Annotated in this window: 18 protein-coding genes; 6 read left to right on the top strand and 12 right to left on the bottom strand. The window is 67.8% G+C overall.

The annotated features are described in order from the left end of the window. Window positions 1-11: 11 nt before the first annotated feature. The 3 genes from ATO6_RS00255 to ATO6_RS00245 form a co-directional block, all read right to left on the bottom strand. Window positions 12-1,034, bottom strand: a complete 1,023-nt coding sequence (locus tag ATO6_RS00255; protein WP_088621958.1) for a hypothetical protein — start codon at window positions 1,032-1,034, stop codon at window positions 12-14. Window positions 1,035-1,105: 71 nt separating this feature from the next. After that, window positions 1,106-1,576: a transcription elongation factor GreA gene (gene greA, locus ATO6_RS00250; protein ID WP_088621957.1), complete on the bottom strand. Its 471-nt coding sequence runs from the start codon at window positions 1,574-1,576 to the stop codon at window positions 1,106-1,108. 217 nt (window positions 1,577-1,793) lie between these two features. After that, window positions 1,794-2,180, bottom strand: a complete 387-nt coding sequence (locus ATO6_RS00245; protein WP_088621956.1) for a VOC family protein — start codon at window positions 2,178-2,180, stop codon at window positions 1,794-1,796. An 83-nt stretch (window positions 2,181-2,263) separates the two neighbouring features. Here ATO6_RS00245 and soxR point away from each other — a divergent pair, with 83 nt between their 5' ends. The 4 genes from soxR to ATO6_RS00225 all read left to right on the top strand — a co-directional run bounded on the left by soxR (window position 2,264) and on the right by ATO6_RS00225 (window position 7,175). Then, a complete protein-coding gene (gene soxR, locus ATO6_RS00240) occupies window positions 2,264-2,728 on the top strand; it encodes a redox-sensitive transcriptional activator SoxR (protein WP_088621955.1) in 465 nt (154 codons plus the stop codon). 134 nt (window positions 2,729-2,862) lie between these two features. Then, window positions 2,863-4,509, top strand: coding sequence for an electron transfer flavoprotein-ubiquinone oxidoreductase (locus ATO6_RS00235; RefSeq protein WP_088621954.1), 1,647 nt, complete (start codon window positions 2,863-2,865; stop codon window positions 4,507-4,509). A gap of 127 nt (window positions 4,510-4,636) precedes the next feature. Next, window positions 4,637-6,337: a tetratricopeptide repeat protein gene (locus tag ATO6_RS00230; RefSeq protein ID WP_088621953.1), complete on the top strand. Its 1,701-nt coding sequence runs from the start codon at window positions 4,637-4,639 to the stop codon at window positions 6,335-6,337. Then, a complete protein-coding gene (locus ATO6_RS00225; protein ID WP_088621952.1) occupies window positions 6,324-7,175 on the top strand; it encodes a 4-(cytidine 5'-diphospho)-2-C-methyl-D-erythritol kinase in 852 nt (283 codons plus the stop codon). Before ATO6_RS00230 ends, ATO6_RS00225 begins: the two co-directional genes overlap by 14 nt. 4 nt (window positions 7,176-7,179) lie before the next feature. Here ATO6_RS00225 and ATO6_RS00220 read toward each other — a convergent pair whose 3' ends face one another. The 4 genes from ATO6_RS00220 to ATO6_RS00205 are packed head-to-tail and all read right to left on the bottom strand — an operon-like array spanning window position 7,180 to window position 10,094. After that, window positions 7,180-7,785, bottom strand: a complete 606-nt coding sequence (locus tag ATO6_RS00220) for a pyridoxamine 5'-phosphate oxidase family protein (RefSeq protein WP_088621951.1) — start codon at window positions 7,783-7,785, stop codon at window positions 7,180-7,182. Then, window positions 7,754-8,518, bottom strand: coding sequence for a 1-acyl-sn-glycerol-3-phosphate acyltransferase (locus ATO6_RS00215; RefSeq protein ID WP_254919033.1), 765 nt, complete (start codon window positions 8,516-8,518; stop codon window positions 7,754-7,756). Before ATO6_RS00215 ends, ATO6_RS00220 begins: the two co-directional genes overlap by 32 nt. Continuing rightward, window positions 8,515-9,420, bottom strand: coding sequence for an ABC transporter permease (locus tag ATO6_RS00210; protein WP_088621950.1), 906 nt, complete (start codon window positions 9,418-9,420; stop codon window positions 8,515-8,517). Before ATO6_RS00210 ends, ATO6_RS00215 begins: the two co-directional genes overlap by 4 nt. Further along, window positions 9,417-10,094: a cell division ATP-binding protein FtsE gene (locus ATO6_RS00205; RefSeq protein WP_088621949.1), complete on the bottom strand. Its 678-nt coding sequence runs from the start codon at window positions 10,092-10,094 to the stop codon at window positions 9,417-9,419. Before ATO6_RS00205 ends, ATO6_RS00210 begins: the two co-directional genes overlap by 4 nt. Before the next feature lie 161 nt (window positions 10,095-10,255). On the opposite strand from ATO6_RS00205, the gene ATO6_RS25295 reads away from it, so the two are divergent. Further along, window positions 10,256-11,296: a zinc-ribbon domain-containing protein gene (locus tag ATO6_RS25295; RefSeq protein ID WP_217898951.1), complete on the top strand. Its 1,041-nt coding sequence runs from the start codon at window positions 10,256-10,258 to the stop codon at window positions 11,294-11,296. Window positions 11,297-11,336: 40 nt separating this feature from the next. On the opposite strand, the gene ATO6_RS00195 is transcribed toward ATO6_RS25295, so the two are convergent. The 5 genes from ATO6_RS00195 to argH all read right to left on the bottom strand — a co-directional run bounded on the left by ATO6_RS00195 (window position 11,337) and on the right by argH (window position 17,272). Continuing rightward, a complete protein-coding gene (locus ATO6_RS00195) occupies window positions 11,337-13,967 on the bottom strand; it encodes a TIGR02302 family protein (protein WP_088621948.1) in 2,631 nt (876 codons plus the stop codon). Window positions 13,968-14,019: 52 nt separating this feature from the next. Beyond that, window positions 14,020-15,285 (bottom strand): diaminopimelate decarboxylase, encoded by a 1,266-nt coding sequence (gene lysA / locus ATO6_RS00190; protein WP_088621947.1) that lies wholly within the window; start codon window positions 15,283-15,285, stop codon window positions 14,020-14,022. Between the two features lie 129 nt (window positions 15,286-15,414). After that, window positions 15,415-15,729 carry a DUF2834 domain-containing protein gene (locus ATO6_RS00185; RefSeq protein ID WP_088621946.1) on the bottom strand — a complete coding sequence of 105 codons (315 nt, stop codon included), beginning with the start codon at window positions 15,727-15,729 and terminating at the stop codon, window positions 15,415-15,417. Then, window positions 15,729-15,884 (bottom strand): argininosuccinate lyase, encoded by a 156-nt coding sequence (locus tag ATO6_RS00180; RefSeq protein WP_088621945.1) that lies wholly within the window; start codon window positions 15,882-15,884, stop codon window positions 15,729-15,731. Before ATO6_RS00180 ends, ATO6_RS00185 begins: the two co-directional genes overlap by 1 nt. Next, window positions 15,881-17,272, bottom strand: coding sequence for an argininosuccinate lyase (gene argH / locus ATO6_RS00175; RefSeq protein WP_088621944.1), 1,392 nt, complete (start codon window positions 17,270-17,272; stop codon window positions 15,881-15,883). The genes ATO6_RS00180 and argH overlap by 4 nt, the downstream gene beginning before the upstream one ends. Window positions 17,273-17,293: 21 nt before the next feature. Between argH and ATO6_RS00170 the strand changes: the two genes are divergently transcribed. Then, window positions 17,294-17,857 (top strand): TlpA disulfide reductase family protein, encoded by a 564-nt coding sequence (locus tag ATO6_RS00170; RefSeq protein ID WP_088621943.1) that lies wholly within the window; start codon window positions 17,294-17,296, stop codon window positions 17,855-17,857. The last annotated feature ends 7 nt before the right edge of the window (window positions 17,858-17,864 follow it).

Raw genomic sequence — 17,864 nt, 5'->3', positions numbered from 1 at the left:
GGCCTTGCCGATCAGTCGAACATCCCTGCAACACGGCCAAGCAGCATGAAGGCCCGCGCCGTCCGGGTCTCTCCCAGTTCCGAGATCTCGGCATCCGTCGCATCCTGTTCGAACGCCTGGAAATTGCGGTCGAACAGACGCAGGAAATGGTGCGCGGCATCGCGGAAGATCGGGTCCTGCTTCATCCGGCCATTGGTCAGCGCCAGCGAGGACCGGTCGCGGATCCCGCCAAGCGCGGCCACCGGCTTGCCGCGCGTGCCTTCGGCAAAGCGGCGCCAGACCTCGGGGCGGGCCATGTCGGGGCGCAGGTCGTCCATGTAGATGCCGTCATGGCTGAGCAGCGTCAGGATGTCCTGGCTGGCCTGTACCAGCTGCCCCGCCTTGCGGTCCTTCAGCGCGCGCCGCAGGGCGGCAAAGCCTTCCTCGTCCTCGGCGGTTTCGGGAAAGTTCAGCGCGCGGATGAAATCGCCCCGGTCGAGCGGCGGCGCCATGTCCTCGGCCGTGGTGCCAAGGGGCAGCGGGGCCTGATCGTCCTGCGGGGCGCTGCGCGCCTCGGGCTGTGCCGGGCGGACGGGCCGGGTCCGGTCCCGGTGCGAGGTGAAGGTCGCCAGCGCCGTTTCCGTCTTGCGCGCGGCGGCGGCAATCTCGTCCAGCCGCTTCGACACGGCGGGTTCCGCCGTCTGGGGCTGCTGCTGCGCCTGCGCCAGATAGGCCTGGCGGATCGCGTCGATCGCCGCCTGCAGCCGCGCGCTTTCCTCGCGCATGACGCGGGCCGCACGCGCGGTGGTCGCCGCCACCCAGATCATCGCGACAGGCATGAAGATCGCCAGCAGCGTGATGACAAAGCGCAGGCTGTCGAAGCTCGTCCCGCTCTGGATGTCGGGATCGCGGAGCAGCAGGAAAAAGAAGGCCGACCCGGCCAGCCAGATCAGCGAGACGGCAAGTGAGATCGATTCCACGGGCGTCATGCGGGACCGCTTGGGGCGGTCATAGATGCCGAGCGGCGTGGGGCGTGACTGCGAACCGTCGCTCATCAGCTGCCGAAAGTCCTGCGCAATTGCCTCAATGGGACGCGGCGGATTCGCCACGTCCCCTCTTTATGACGTCACTTGTAGACGATTTTAAGGATTTCGTAGGCGCGGTCCCCGCCCGGTGTGCGGACTTCGACCGAGTCGCCTTCGTCCTTGCCGATCAGCGCCCGTGCAATGGGCGATTTGATGTTCAGCAGGCCGGATTCGATATTGGCCTCGTGTTCGCCCACGATCTGCCAGGTCTTTTCCTCGTCCGTATCCTCGTCCACCACGGTCACGGTCGCGCCGAACTTGACCGATCCGTTTAGGGTGGTGGGGTCGATCACCTCGGCCAGGCCGATCACGCCCTCCAGCTCCTTGATCCGGCCTTCGATGAAGCTCTGCTTTTCGCGGGCGGAGTGGTATTCGGCGTTTTCCGACAGGTCGCCATGTTCGCGCGCCTCGGCAATGGCCTTGATGATTGCCGGACGTTCCACGGACTTCAGCTGCTTCAGCTCGGTTTCGAGCTTGGTGTAGCCGGTGCGGGTCATCGGTATCTTTTCCATCGGCCTGTCCTCGTACAGTCGAGAGTCAATGACACAGGGGCCCCGAGAGGCCCCTGTGCCGGATTTTTCCGTCGGAACACCTGACCTGAACCGGCGGTCGATTGCAAGGAAAACCGGCAGCATGAGCGGGGGGCTGCGAGGGGGCTCTGCCCCCGCCGCGGCCCGCGGGCCGCGACTCCCCCGGAGTTTTTCCGGCCAGATGAAGCAGGGGATCGCGCTAATGCTGGTGCGAGGCGACTTCCCATTCGATGCCGTCGGAATCGTGGAAATAGAAGCGGCGGCCGGGGGCGTAGTCGTTGAAATTGCCGGGTTCGAATCCCGCCTCCTTCACCCGTTCGGCCACCGCGTCGATGTCCTCGTCGGTGAAGACGGCAAGGTGGTTCAGCAGGCCGACGGTGCGGTACGTGTCCTGCGTGTTTCGCGCCGCGTCGCCGTAACCGAACAGGGCGATATAGCTGTCGTCTGTGCCGATATGCACCGTGTGGCCGGTCTGCATGGCGGGGCCTTCCCACCGGGTCTTCCAGCCGAAGACCCGTTCCAGCCAGGCGGCCGTCGCCTTGGGGTCGGTGACCGTGATGTTGGCGTGTTCGAGGCGGATGGTCATTGTCTTGCTCCTTGATTGCGATGGTCCAAGGGTGCAACCTCAGGTTCACTTGAGGTCAAACGCCAAGTATCGAGGAATGACAAATGGTTGCGCGCAGGGACGGCCTGACGATCGGCGATGTGGCGGAGCGGACGGGGCTGTCCGTCTCGGCCATCCGGCACTACGAAGCCGAGGGGCTCGTGACCGCGTGGCGCAACGCGGGCGGGCAGCGGCGGTTCGAGCGGGCGGATATCCGCAGGCTGTCCTTCGTGCTGATCGCGCAGCGGCTCGGCTTCACGCTGGCCGAGATCCGCACCCAGCTCGACCGGCTGCCGAAGGGGCGGGCGCCGACGGCGGGGGACTGGCGCGCGATCTCGGAAGGGTTCCGCGCCGATCTGGACCGCCGCATCGCGCAGCTGGAAAAGATGCGGGACGATCTGGACGGCTGCATCGGCTGCGGCTGCCTCTCGCTGGAACGGTGCAGCCTCTACAATCCGGACGACCGCGCGGCTCGTCTGGGCACCGGGCCGCGCTATCTGCTGGGGAACAGCGCCAAGGATGTGCAATGACGCGGCGTCGGGCCGCACTACCTGTGTCGGGGGACGCGGCTCTGGTATCGTTGAGATTGACCGCTTGGCAGGCAGCGTCTAAGTCCCTGCGAAACATTATTTCATAGAAGCCGCCCGAGGAGGGGAAGCCAGACATGTCCGAGATCGAACGCGAAGCCATGGAGTACGATGTGGTCATCGTGGGCGCCGGACCGGCCGGCCTGTCCGCGGCGATCCGCCTGAAGCAGCTCGACGAGAACCTGAGCGTCGTGGTGCTGGAGAAGGGATCCGAAGTCGGCGCCCACATCCTGTCCGGCGCGGTTCTGGACCCGTCGGGCCTCGACGCGCTGATCCCGGACTGGAAGGAAAAGGGCGCGCCGCTGAACGTGCCGGTGAAGGAAGACAACTTCTACATGCTGGGCGAGGCGGGCAAGATCCGCGTCCCGAACTTCCCGATGCCGCCGCTGATGAACAACCACGGCAACTATATCGTCTCGATGGGCAACGTCTGCCGCTGGATGGCCGAACAGGCCGAGGCGCTCGGCGTCGAGATTTTCCCCGGCATGGCCGCCTCCGAGGTCGTCTATGACGGCGACCGGGTGAAGGGCGTCGTCGCGGGCGTCTTCGGACTGGAGCCGGACGGGTCCTACGGCCCGAACACCGAGCCGGGGATGGAGCTGCACGGCAAGTACGTCTTCATCTGCGAGGGCGTGCGCGGATCGCTCGCCAAGGAGCTGATCGCGAAATACGACCTGTCGAAGGGCAAGGAACCTCAGAAGTTCGGCCTCGGCATGAAGGAAATCTGGGAGATCGACCCGGCTAAGCACCGCGAGGGCACCGTCAGCCACACGATGGGCTGGCCGCTCGGTTCGAACGCGGGCGGTGGCTCGTTCATCTACCACTTCGAGAACAACCAGGTGCTGATCGGCTTCGTCGTCCACCTGAACTACAAGAACCCGCACCTGTTCCCCTACATGGAATTCCAGCGGTTCAAGCATCACCCGATGGTCGCCGAGCTGCTGGAAGGCGGCAAGCGCGTGGCCTATGGCGCGCGGGCGATCACCGAGGGCGGCTATCAGTCGATGCCCAAGATGGTGATGCCGGGCGCGGCCCTGCTGGGCTGCTCGGTCGGCATGGTCAACGTGCCGCGCATCAAGGGCAACCATAACGCGATGCTGTCGGGCAAGGCGGCAGCCGAGGCGGCCTATGCCGCGCTGCAGGCGGGCCGCGAAGGCGATGAGCTGACCGATTACGAGACCGAGGTGCGCGAGGGCGCGATCGGCAAGGACCTCAAGAAGGTCCGCAACGTGAAACCGCTGTGGTCCAAGTACGGCCTGACCGCCTCGCTGGCGCTTGGCGGGCTGGACATGTGGACCAACACCTTCGGCTTCTCGCTGTTCGGCACCATCGGCCACGGCAAGACCGACGCGGCGGCGACGGAACCGGCGGACCAGCACAAGCCGATCGACTACCCCAAGCCCGACGGCAAGCTGAGCTTCGACCGGCTGACCAACGTCAGCTTCTCGATGACCAACCACGAGGAAAGCCAGCCCGCGCACCTGAAGCTGAAGGATCCCGAGGTCCCGGTGAAGATCGACCTGCCGAAATACGCGGGCCCCTCGCAGCGCTATTGCCCGGCCGGGGTCTACGAGTTCGTGCAGGAGGACGGGGCGGAGCCGAAGTTCGTCATCAACTTCCAGAACTGCGTCCACTGCAAGACCTGCGACATCAAGGACCCGCCGCAGAACATCAACTGGACCACGCCGCAGGGTGGCGACGGCCCGAATTATCCCAACATGTGATCAATGTTGCCGCACTAAGCGGATCATTGCAAAACTGTGACGCCGGGTGAGCAAATGCGCACCCGGCGTCATTGCGTCATGGCAGGCCGACCGTTAGTCTCGGGTGAACCTAGACAGGGGTAAGGGCATGGCATCGAAAAAGATCCGCGCGCTCATCGTGGCGGCGGTCCTGCAAGCTGCAGCCGCGCCGGTTCTGGCGCAGGGCGCATCCGGCGATTATCTGGCGGCGCGCCAGGCACGGCTGACCAACGATTACCGGACTGCGGTTCACTACTATGTCCGCGCGCTCGGGGCTGACCCCAAGAACGCACAGATGCTGGAAGGCGCGGCGCTGTCTCAGCTGTCGCTGGGCGAGCTGGATCGCGCGGTGCCGGTGGCGCAGCGGATGGCCAACAACGGCTATCGCAGCCAGATCGCCAGCATGATCCTGATCGCGGACGATGTCGTGCAGGGGCGCTGGCAGCAGGTGATCGACCGGGTCGAGGCCAAGGACGGCATCGGCCCGCTGGTCGACGGTCTGCTGGTCGCATGGGCCCGTGTGGGTCTGGGCGACATGGGCGCGGCGCTGCAGGCGTTCGACGACGTGGCCGAACAGCGCGGCCTGCGCGGCTTTGCGCTGTATCACCGGGCGCTCGCGCTCGGGATGGTGGGCGACTACGAGGCGGCCGAGGCGATCTACAACGGTGACCAGAACGGCCCGCTGCAGATGACCCGGCGCGGCGCGATGGCGCGGATCGAGGTGATGAGCCAGCTCGACCAGCACGCCGAGGCGCTGCGGCTGATCGAGGAGCTGTTCGGGCACGATCTGGACCCGGCGCTGGCGGATATGCGGACGCGGCTTGAACAGGGCGAGGTGCTGCCCTTCACCCATGTCCGGCAGGCGTCTGACGGTGTGGCCGAGGTGTTCTATTCCGTCGCCGCCGCCCTGCGGGGCGAGGCGTCCTATGACTACACGCTGCTCTATTCCCGGACCGCCGAAGCGCTGCGGCAGGATCATTCCGACGCCCTGCTGCTGTCGGCCGAGCTGCTCGAGGATCTGAACCGCCCCGAACTGGCGGTCGAGGCCTATCGCCGGGTGCCGCGCGAGAACCCTTCCTTCCATGCCGCCGAACTGGGCCGCGCGGATGCGCTGAGGGCGGCAGGCAAGTATGACGCGGCGATCGAGGTGCTGGCGCAGCTGGCGCAGTCGCACGGCACGCTGCCCGTGGTCTATGCCACGCTGGGGGATTTCCAGCGCGGGCAGAAGCATTTCGACGAGGCGGTCCGCGCCTATGACAAGGCGCTGGAACTCTACGGTGCAGACGACGGCGCGCGCTGGTTCGCCCATTACGCCCGCGGCATCTGTCACGAGCGTCTGGGTGACTGGGCCGAGGCCGAGGCCGATTTCCGCACCGCGCTCGCGCTGAACCCGAACCAGCCGCAGGTGCTGAACTACCTCGGCTATTCTCTGGTCGAAAAGGGCGACAAGCTCGACGAGGCGCTGGCTCTGATCGAGGAGGCCGCGGCGGCGCGGCCCGACAGCGGCTATATCGTCGACAGTCTCGGCTGGGTGCTTTACCGGCTGGGCCGTTATGAAGAAGCCGTCGGTCACATGGAACGCGCGGCGGAACTGATGCCGGTGGATTCCGTGGTCAACGATCATCTGGGCGATGTCTACTGGGCCGTCGGGCGCCAGATGGAGGCCGAGTTCCAGTGGCACCGCGCCCTGTCGTTCGAGCCGGAAGAGGACGAGGCCAAGCGCATCCGCCGCAAGCTCAAGGTCGGGCTGGACGCGGTGCTGGCCGAGGAAGGCTCCGAACCGCTGACCGTCGCCGGTGGCAAGCAGTAACACCGGGCCGGTCGCGGAACGGGTCACCGAATTCGCCCCGGCCAAGATCAACCTCGCGCTGCACGTCACCGGGCGGCGCGGGGATGGCTACCACCTTCTCGATTCTCTCGTGGCCTTCGCGGATGTCGGCGATGCGCTGACGGTCGCTTTGGCGGACCGTTCATCGCTGACGTTGACCGGTCCCCGTGCAGCCGGCGTGCCGGACGGCCCGTCGAACCTGTGTCTGAAGGCGGCGGCGTTCTTCGGCGCGGAGGCCGCGATCGCCCTCGACAAGCACCTGCCCGCCGAGGCCGGGATCGGCGGCGGATCCTCCGACGCGGCGGCGGTTCTCAGGGCGCTGGCCCGGCTGACCGGACGTGCGGTGCCGCCGGGGGCCGAGGCGCTTGGCGCCGACGTGCCGGTGTGCCTCCCCGCCCGTGCCGCCCGGATGCGCGGCATCGGCGAGGTTGTCGAACCGCTCGGTGACTGGCCCGCGATCCCGGCTGTGCTGGTCAATCCCGGCGTTCCGGTGCCGACGCCCCGCGTGTTCGCGGCGCTCGACCGGCGGGACAATCCGCCGATCCCCGATCCGATGCCTGTGCCTGCAAATGCGCGCGATGCTGTCGCCCTGCTGGCACGCCTGCGCAACGATCTGGAGCCGCCGGCCATAGCGGTCGCACCGGCCATCGCGGACTGCCTCTCGGCCCTTTCCGCCCGGCCGGGCTGTGCGCTGGCGCGGATGTCCGGGTCCGGCGCGACCTGTGTCGGGCTGTTCCCCGAGGGCGGCGCGGACGAGGCGGCGGCTGCCATCGCCGCCGCGCATCCCGAATGGTGGGTCGTCCCGACCGTCCTGCGCTAGCGTCCTACCAGAGCGAACTCTTGGCCCGCTCCGGCCATTCCTGATCGTAGCTCTTGCCGTCGAAGGCACCGCTGGTCATTTCGGTCAGGATGTCGCCGGGCGAGGGCAGGGCCGCGCTTTCGTCCCCCGCCGTCCAGACCCGCGCGCGCATCAGGGCGCGGGCGCACTGGGAATAGACCTCGGCGATGCGGATCACGATGACCGTGCGCGGCAGTTTGCCCTGATGTTCGAACCGTGCCAGCAGGTCGGCATCCGCCGTGACCTTTGCCGTTCCGTTCACCCGGATCACGCTGTTCGATCCCGGCACGAGGAACATCAGCGAGATGCGCCCGTCCCGCACGATGTTGCGCAGGGTGTCGATCCGGTTGTTCCCGCGCCAGTCCGGCATCGCCAGCGTGCGGTCGTCCAGTTCCAGCACCACCGGGCCGTCGTCGCCGCGCGGGCTGCCGTCCGTGCCCTCGGGGCCGACGGTCGAGACCATGCACAGGCGCGAGGCCATGATCCATTTGCGATAAGTGGGGGTCAGGCGGTCGGCGACCTTCTTGATCGCTGCCTCGCCTGGGGTGCCGTAATGCGCTTCAAGCGCCTCGATCGTGTCCAGATACTGCATGGGGGTCGAATCCTGCCTCTCGCATCAGGTCGTTTGAGCGCGTCTCGACCATCTCCTCGAGATGCGCCATGAACTCCGCCCGCTCCAGCCCCGGCGGGATCGGGTCCAGAAACTCGACGATCGCGGTGCCCGGTTTGCGCATGATCCCGCGCCGGGGCCAGAACACGCCGACATTGGTGGCGGCGGGAATGCAGGTCTGGCCCAGTTGTTCGTACAGCACCGCACTGCCCACCTTGTAGGGCACCTGACGGCCGGGCGCGACCCGTGTGCCCTGCGGATAGATGATCATCTGGCCCGGAGGCGCGGTGCCCGCCGTCACGCCCGCCATCATCTGGCGGATCGCCTCGGCCCGCTTGCCCCGGTTCACCGGCACGCAGCCGATCCGCAGCGCATACCAGCCGAGGATCGGGGCAAAGCGCAGGACGGATTTCATGATGAACTTGGGCCGGGGCACGTGGTGCACGATGATGATGATGTCGAGGAACGACTGATGCTTGGAGGCGATCAGCACCTCGCCGGTCGGGGGCGTGCCACGCACTTCGGATTTCAGGCCCAGCATCCAGCGGGCGGTCCACATCACCCAGCCGGAATAGTAATGCACCCCGGAATAGGCGCCGCGCCGGTCGAAAATGGCCCAGGGCAGGAACGCGATCCCGGCGATCAGCATGGCGACATACATCTGCCCGTTGAAGAGCAGCGACATCACCCACTGGACCGGGCCGCGCCGCATCATGGCAGGTCCCTCAGCGTGCGCTGCGCGGCGGCGCGGGTGGCCCAGAAGGCCACCACCCCGGCGGCGGGGGGCAGGATGAGCGGCCACAGCCAGTGCACACCACGGAACCCGAGGCCGGTCAGGAATCCGCCTTCGTCCTGCGCCGAGGGCAGGATCGACACGGCGACCAGTCCCAGCACCATGCCGATCCCGGCACCGGTCAGGGCGCGCAGGGTGAACCGGCGCACGAAAGCGCGGGTGATATAGGTGTCCTGCGCGCCGACCAGCCGCAGCACCGCGATCACCTGCTGGTTCGCGGCCAGCGCGGCCTGTGCGGCCAGCGTGATCATTGCCGCCATCGCCGTGCCGATCAGCACCAGCGACACGAGCCCCAGCAGCCGCAGCCGCGAGGCCGCCTGAACCAGCGGTCGGCGCCAGCGGGTGTGATCGTCCAGCACCGCGCCCGGCACCTCGGCCTGCAGGCGCAGGCGCAGGCCGGCGGCGTCATAGCCGTCCCCATCCTCGACGATCTCGATCAGCTGCGGGATCGGCAGGTTCTCGACCGGGACGTCGGGGCCGAACCACGGCTCCAGCAGCGCGCGCTGTTCCTCGGGGGTCATGGCGCGGGCCGAGGCGACGCCCTCGGTCGTCTCCAGCACCCTCAGCGCGGCGGCGGTCTGCCCTTCGAGCTGTCCCGCGGGCGCCGAGATACGCAGTGTGGAGGTGCGGGCGAGCGCGTCCGACCAGCGGTCGGCCAGCCGCCCGGTGGCCAGCGAAAGCGCCAGCGCGAACACGGCGAGAAAGGTCATCACGGCGGCGGCGAACAGCGTCAGACGCGCGGTGAAGCCGGTCGGTGGCACCACCCGGTCGGCCTGCGCGTCGCCTTTGAAAAGGTCCGTCACTGCGGCAATCGCGGTCTTCACAGATCGGCCCCCGCAAGCTGCAGCCGCCGCTGCGCGATCCGCAGCACCCGCGCCTGCACCTGGCTTTTCGCGGCGCGGATCAGGCTCAGGTCGTGGGTGGCGATCAACACGGTCTTGCCCATGCGGTTCAGCTCGATCAGCAGGGTCATCAGCCGCTGCGACATTTCCCAGTCGACGTTGCCGGTCGGCTCGTCTGCCAGGATCACGTCCGGCGACATGATGACGGCGCGTGCGAGCGCCGCGCGCTGGCGTTCCCCGCCGGACAGTTCCGGCGGCCGGGCGCCCGCGCGGTGGCTCAGCCCGACCCAGCTCAGCAGGTCCTTGAGGTTGACCTGTTCCTGCAGCGTGTCGCGGCCCGAGACGACCAGTGGCAGCGCGACGTTTTCCGAAATCGGCAGGTGGTCGAGGAACTGGCAGTCCTGATGCACCACGCCGATGCGCCGACGGGTCAGGGCGATCGCGTCGCGATCCATGCCGCGCACGTCCTGTCCGAACAGGCTGGCCTGTCCGGCGGTCGGCATCAGGGCGGCGTAACACAGCTTGAGGAACGTCGTCTTGCCCGACCCGGACGGACCGGTCAGGAAGTGGAACGACCCGGGGGAGAGCTTGAGGGAAACATCGCTCAGCAATTCCCCGCCGCCGTAGTTGTAGGCCACGTTCTCAAGTTCGATCACGGACGGCGCCCCCGGCTCACGAGGTTCCTTTTGCACAAGTGTCACGCTGCTTTCAATCGCGAAACACTGCTTTTCTTTGCTCTTTTCTGGCAGGCCCTAACAACATATGGTGTCGGCAACGTGGTCAGGGGATGATGCCGTCTGGGCAGAACGGAGTTTGCATGAGGCTGACATGCCCGAACTGCGGCGCCCAGTACGAGGTGCCGCTGGAAGTCATACCGACCGACGGGCGGGACGTGCAGTGTTCCAACTGCGGTGTCACGTGGTATCAGCACCATCCCGACAACATGCCGGACCCCGATCAGCCGCCGCGCGAAGCGCCTGCGGATCCTGATGGCGTGGCGCCTGAACGCACTCCCGATGCTGCGGCGGAAGAACCCGAGCCCGAGCCCGAGCCCGAGATCGAGAACGCCTTCGCGGAAGACGACGAGGACAACGACTTCGCGGACGAGGATGACGTCGAGGAGGCGGTCGGGCTTGCCGACGACGACGATCCCGAGGACCAGTCCTACGAGGACGAGGATTATCCGGAGGACGACGGAAACCTTTCCGACGAAGACGCCTACGAGGACGAAGAGGAAGAGGATGGCGCGACCAACGCCCCGGCCCCGATCCCGGTGGCCGCTGCCCGCGTGACGCCGCGCCGCAGGCTGTCCGAGGATGTGACCTCGGTCCTCAAGCAGGAGGCGGATTTCACCCTGCGCAGCCGCAGCCGCGCGGCCGATCCGCTGGAAAGCCAGCCCGAGCTGGGTCTCGGCGAACCCGAGACAGAGGCGGCACGCCGCGAGCGGCAGGCGCGGGAGCGCATGTCCAAACTGCGGGGCGAGGTCACCAAGGCCCCGGCGCCTCAGCAGGAAGAGGAAGCCAGCCAGGGGGCGTCACGGCGCAACCTGCTGCCCGACATCGACGAACTTTCATCCTCCCTGCGCAGCAAGGGCGAGAAGGTCGAAAAAGCCCAGGTATCCGCCGAGTCGGACATCCGGGTTCAGCGGCGCGGGTTCCGCACCGGGTTCGGGCTGGTGCTGCTGATTACCGCGCTGCTCATCATCCTCTACCTGCGGGCCGACTGGCTGGCCGTGCGGGTCCCGGCGCTGGCGGATTCGCTGGCCGCCTATGTGGAGATGGCCAATTCCCTGCGTTTCTGGCTGGACACGCAGGTGCACCGGCTTGTGGGCTGGCTGAATGCGATGAACGCCGAGTGAACCCACCCCGCCCCGTTTGCGCGGGGCAGGGTCGTGTGGTTCAGAACCGTTCCATCAGGCGGCGGAGATACTCGAGTTCGACATCCGGCCGCTCGCCCTCGCCGGACCGGCGGCGGATCTCGTCCAGCAGTTCCCGCGCCCGGCGATAGACGTCCTCGCCCTGCAGCATCTCGCGGTCATTGCCCATCGACCCGTTGGTCCCGGCATTGCGCCCCAGCGGGTCATTGCGTTCGCCGCCGACGTTGCCCTGCATTTCGCCCTGACCGCCGCGCATCTCGCGCTGTTCCTCGGCCATCGCCTCGCCCAGGTTGCGCAGCCCGTCGCGGAGCGCTTCCATCGCCTCTGACTGGCGGTCGATCGCTTCGGCCAGGTCCTGGTTGCGCAGCGCCTCCTCGGCGCCACGCATCGCGCGGTCGGCACGGTCGAGCGCATCGCGCGCCGCCTCGCCGGCCTCGCCGCCAAGGTTCGGCAGCGACCCGCGCTGGCGGTTCAGCTCGTCCCGGAGCTGCTGCTGGCGTTCGGCGAGCGAGCGTTCGTCATTGCCGTTGCCCTGCGCCTCGCCGCCCGGCTGACCCTGGCCCTGACCCTGCGACTGGTTCTGGCCCTGTCCGCCCTGATCGTGCTGCTGGCCACGGCCCATGCCGCCGTTGCGGCCCTCGTTGCCTTGGCTCTGGCCGGCGTTGGCGCCGGGGTTGAACTGTTCCTGCAGGTCGCGGAACGCCTGATCCGACAGGCCCTGCTGGTCGCGGAGCGTCTCGGACAGCCCCTCCATCGCCTGGTCGCCGGGGGTCTGGCCCTGGCCGCCCTGGCCTTGGGTGACGCGCATGTTCTCCATCATCTGCTGGAGCTCTTCGAGCGCCTGTTGCGCCTCGGCCATGCGGCCCTGCTCCATCAGTTCCTGGATGCGGTCCATCATGCGCTGCAGGTCGTCCTGCGACATCTGCATACCCTGCTGCTGCTGGCCGTTCTGGGCGTTCTCCTCGCCGTTCTGCTGCTGCTCCTGCTGGGCCTGCCGCGACAGCTGGCGCAGGTAATCCTGCGTGGCGTCGCGCAATTCCTGCATCAGGCGCGCGATTTCCTGTTCCGAGGCACCGTTCTTCATCGCCTCGGACAGTTTCTCCTGCGCCGCGCGCATCCGCTCCATCGCGTCGCCGATGTCGCCGTCTTCGATCACGAGCGCCAGTTCCCAAAGCGCCTCGGCCATTTCGTCCCGCTTTTCAGGGGTGAGGGCGTCATGAGAGGTCATGGCGTCCAGACGCCGCATGATCGTGCGCAGGCGGAGATAATGGGTTTCCTTTCGGAACAGCCCCTCGGGCTGCCAGGACACGGCCTTGAGCACCTGCGCGACGCGGCGGCCGTTGTCGATGTTCCACAGCAGGTCGCGCCGCATCTCGATCACCACGGCGGCCAGCGGGTCAAAGAACCGGCGGGCGGCCAGCGTGATTTCCTGCCCCTCGGTCACGCCGTTCTGGCCCGCCGCGTCGGTGGCGGTCAGGTCGATCTTGACCGGCATGTTGGCCCAGGGATGCTTGGAAAAGTCCTCGATCAGCGTCTCCTCGAAATCCGCGCGCGAGCCCGAGATCGGCACCGGCAGGGGCATCACGATCGGGTCCTGCGCCTCGGGGTCGATGGCCAGGCCATAGCGCCGTTCGATCCGGTCGAGGTCCAGCGTGATGACGGCCTCGCCGCCCTCGACGCCGTAGTCGTCGGTGGCGGAGAAGGGCAGGGACATGCGGCCCTCGAAATTCGCCTCGGCCTCGCCGGTCAGTTCCACATGGGGGCGCTGGTCGGCGATGACGGCGATATCCCACGCCTGTCCGTTCGGCCCGTCGATGGTCAGCGACCCGTTGCGGGCGACCACGAATTCCTGGCTGGCGGCGGTCGGATCCATCCCCTCGCCGATGCGGCCGGACACGGATTCCTCGACCGTCAGCGCGCCGGGGGTGCCGTAGAGGCGCAGGGTCACGCGGCTGCCCTGCGCGACTTGCACGTCATGGGTGTCGATGTCGTTGAGGTAGAGCACGGGCAGACCGGTATAGGCGGGCGGTTCGACCCAGCCTTCCCAGCTGGGGCCCGTCGCGGCGACGGCGCCGCCGGGGGCCATGCCGGTGACGGAGCCGACCCGCCAGACCGAGCCGAAGAGCACGGCGATCAGGAAGGCGGTCAGCGCGACGTAACGCATGCCGAAGGGATCGAAGGTTGCGACCCTCAGGTCCGGCTCCACCGCTTTCGCGGTTTCCGCGCGGGTGGCCATCCGGGTGCGGTGCGCCTGCCAGAGGCGGGTCGAGGCGGCGTCGTCGGACCCGAGCGCCTGTGCGTCGCGCAGCGCCGTCAGCGGGCGGCCGACGAGCGAGGAATCGAGACGCTCGAACGCCTCTTCCCTGCGGGGCCAGCGGAACTTCCACAGCCCGCGCCCGAGGAACCACAGCCCGGCCAGTGCCGCCACGACTGCAGTGCCCCAGACGGTCTCCACAGTGGCGATGTCCTGAAGGCCCAGCATCAGGGCCGCGAGGATGGCGATGATCAGCGACCACAGCGGCCAGAAGGCGCGGGCCATGCGTTCCGCCACCATGCCGATCCGCGTCAGCGCCAGCGGCAGGCGCAGCCGGGTCATGGTGCGGTTCAGAAGGGCGTCGGTGACGGGGGTGCGTGCCGTGTGGTGATCTGCCATGCCTCTTTCCCGGCCGTGAGATAAAGCGCGGGCGTCGGCCGAAGCGTCTAGGTCACAACCATTGAGGAATGGTATCGCGCTTTATCATCTCGTCAAAGCTTGGCCTCTCGCGGATGACAGCGAATTGATCGCCCTTCACCAGCACTTCGGGGATCAGCGGACGGGAATTGTACTCGCTCGACATCACCGCGCCGTAGGCACCCGCGGACCGGAAGGCGACCAGATCGCCGTCCGACAGCGGCGTCATGTGGCGGCCCTTGGCGAAGGTGTCGCCGCTTTCGCAGACCGGGCCCACGATGTCATAGGCGATCCGCTCCGTGCCCGGCGCGGGTTCGACGACCGGCTCGATATCGTGGTGCGCGTCGTACATCGCGGGCCGGATCAGGTCGTTCATCGCGGCGTCGAGGATCAGGAAGCGGCGGTCCTCGCCCTCCTTCACATAGATCACCTCGCTGACCAGCAGGCCCGCGTTGCCCACCACCAGACGGCCCGGCTCGATCTCGATCTCGCAGCCCTTGTCGCCCAGTATCTCCTTGATCAGGTTGCCGTATTCGATCGGCAGCGGCGGCGCCTCGTTGTCGCGCGTGTAGGGGATGCCCAGCCCGCCGCCGAGGTCCAGACGCCGGATGTCATGGCCGTCGGCGCGCAGCGCGTCGGTCAGTTCGGCGACCTTGAGGAAGGCGTTGCGATAGGGGGCGAGCTTGGTCAGCTGCGAGCCGATGTGGACGTCGATGCCCACGACATCGATACCGGGCAGGGCGGCGGCCTCGGCATAGACCGCGCGGGCGCGGCTGATCGGGATGCCGAACTTGTTCTCGGATTTGCCGGTGGCGATCTTGGCGTGGGTCTCGGCGTCGACGTCGGGGTTCACCCGGATGGTGATCGGCGCTTTGACGCCGAGCGAGACGGCGACCTCGCTCAGTGCCCGCATTTCGGGCTCCGACTCCACGTTGAACTGGCGGATGCCGCCGGTCAGGGCCGCGCGCATCTCCTCTCGGGTCTTGCCGACGCCTGAGAACACGATTCGATCCCCCGGCACGCCCGCCGCGACGGCCCGCGCGTATTCGCCGCCCGACACGACATCCATGCCCGCGCCGAGCTCGGCCAGCGTCTTCAGGATCGCCTGGTTCGAGGCGGCCTTCATCGCGTAGCAAACGAGGTGGGGCATCCCCTCCAGCGCCTCGTCGAAGAGGCGGAAGTGACGGGTCAGGGTGGCGGTCGAATAGACGTAGAACGGCGTGCCGACGGCGGCCGCGATCTCGGGCAGCGGGACGTCCTCGGCGTGGAGGATGCCGTTCTTGTAGAGGAAATGGTCCATGTGCCTGCTGTCCTTGGTCCGCCGCGCGGTTCCATTAGCAGAGGTCGCGGGACGGCAAAAGGGCCGCTCGTCCGGCCCTTGCGCGCCGACCTCGCGAGACGCGCGCGTCAGGGCGCGGTGAGCGGCGGGTCAGACCGGCCGGGTCCGCAGAAAAAGGTAGAGCGGCAGGCCGCAGCTCACCCCGATCAGGAAGGTCGCGGGGATCGCGATCAGCGCCGACCAGTTCCGGCGGACCAGCGTTTCGGCGATGATCCAGACCGTCAGCGTGACGGCGGCGATGGTCAGGTCCCAGACCAGCCCCGAGGACGCGGCATTGGCGTGCCATGCCTCGACCATGCCGGACAGGCTGACGCCGTGCTGGGCGAACCACGTCAGGAAGTAGTACATCGGATGCACCGCGCCCCAGATCGCGAGCGCGAGGTAGACCATCCTGAGCGGCGACATCACCAGCTCTTCGTGATGCCGACGGTGGCGTAGCCCGAGAAGGTCACGCCGTCCTGTGCCGGGGCCGGCTGGTTGCGCGAGGGCGGCACGGGCTCTCCGTCGATGCCACAGGCGGCCAGCAGGGCGAAGGTGATGAGGGCGGTCATGGTTTTCATTCCAGCGACTCCTTCCAGCGGGCGACCTGTTCGCGCACCCGCGTGCCCGAGGTTCCGCCATAGGACATGCGGCTGGCAACCGAATTGTCGACCCCGAGGACCGAGTAGACCTCCTGCGTGATGTCCGCGTGGCCCGACTGAAGCTCCTTCAGCGTGAGGTCCGGCAGGTCGCAGCCCTTCCTCTCGGCCAGCGCCACCAGCGCGCCGGTGACATGATGCGCCTCGCGGAAGGGCAGGCCGAGCGAGCGGACCAGCCAGTCGGCGAGGTCGGTGGCGGTCGAGAAACCGGCCGAGGCCGCCGCGCGCAGGTTGTCGCGGTTGGCGTTCATGTCGCGGACCATGCCCTCCATCGCGGCCAGCGCCAGCATCAGGCTGTCAGCGGCGTCGAAGACCTGTTCCTTGTCCTCCTGCATGTCCTTGGAATAGGCCAGCGGAAGGCCCTTCATCACCATCATCAGCGCCACGTTCGCCCCGAAGATCCGGCCCACCTTGGCGCGGATCAGTTCGGCGGCGTCGGGGTTCTTCTTCTGCGGCATGATCGACGAGCCGGTGGAGAAGCGGTCGCTGAGCGTGACGAAACGGAACTGGGCCGAGGACCAGATCACCAGCTCCTCGGCAAAGCGCGACAGGTGCATCGCGCAGATCGAGGCGCAGGAGAGAAACTCCAGCGCGAAGTCGCGGTCGCTGACGGCGTCCAGCGAGTTGGCCATCGGCCGGTCGAAGCCGAGCGCCTTCGCGGTCTTCTCCCGGTCGATCGGGAACGAGGTGCCGGCCAGGGCGGCCGCGCCGAGGGGGCTTTCGTTCATCCGCGCGCGGGCGTCGGTGAAGCGCGACAGGTCGCGGCTGAACATCTCGACATAAGCCAGCATGTGGTGACCCCAAGTCACCGGCTGCGCGGTCTGCAGGTGCGTGAAACCGGGCATGACCCAGTCCGCCCCGGCCTCGGCCTGCGCCAGCAGCGCGGCGATCAGCGCCCGCAGCCCGCCGGTCGCGGCGTCGATCTGGTCGCGCACCCAGAGGCGGAAATCGGTCGCCACCTGGTCGTTCCGGCTGCGCCCGGTGTGCAGCCGCCCGGCGGGATCGCCGATGATCTCCTTCAGCCGCGCCTCCACGTTCATGTGGATGTCTTCCAGCGCGGTCGAGAACTGGAAAGTCCCGGCCTCGATCTCTGACAAGATGGTGAGCAGGCCTTCCCGGATCGCCTCGGCATCGCTATCGCTGATGATGCCCTGCGCCGCCAGCATCGCGGCATGGGCCCTTGACCCGGCGATGTCCTGCGCGGCCAGCCGTCGGTCGAACCCGATCGAGGCGTTGATCGCCTCCATGATCGCGTCCGGCCCGGCGGCGAAACGGCCGCCCCACATCCGGTTCGAGGTCTGATCGCTCATCGGGCACCTTTCGGAGGTCACATGAAAATTCTCAGGTCAGCGCTCCTTTATACGGGCTTGATCCTCGGTGCAAACGCCGCCCTCGCCGGGCCGATGCAGGACGCGATCGAAGGTGCCAAGGGCACCGCGCTGAACAAGCTGGCCGTGCATTCGGAGCCGCAGGCGATGCCCGACGTGGCCTTCGAGGGGGCTGGCGGGCAGACGACGATGGCGGCCTATCGCGGCAAGGTGGTGGTGCTGAACTTCTGGGCCGTCTGGTGCGCGCCGTGCCGGGAAGAGATGGAGACGCTGTCGGCCCTGCAGGCAGAGTTCGGGGGCGATGAGTTCGAGGTTGTTACCGTCGCCACCGGCCCGAATGCGCCGCCAGCCATGGACAAGTTCCTGGACGAGATCGGCGTGACCAACCTGCCCAAGCATCGGGATCCCCGCTCGGCCTTCGCGCGGGCAGCCGGGGTGCTGGGGCTGCCGGTGACGCTGGTGCTGGACCGCGAGGGCCGGGAACTGGCGCGGCTGGTCGGACCCGCGGACTGGCATTCGGACGAGGCGCGGGCGATGGTCGGCGCGCTGATCGGGGTGTCTGGCTAGTCGGCGA

The sequence above is a fragment of the Oceanicola sp. 22II-s10i genome, from assembly GCF_002210105.1.
In the GTDB taxonomy this organism is placed as follows: Bacteria; Pseudomonadota; Alphaproteobacteria; order Rhodobacterales; family Rhodobacteraceae; genus Pseudooceanicola.
Note: the sequence above shows the minus strand (reverse complement) of the source record. Positions and strands in the feature narration are given on the sequence as shown.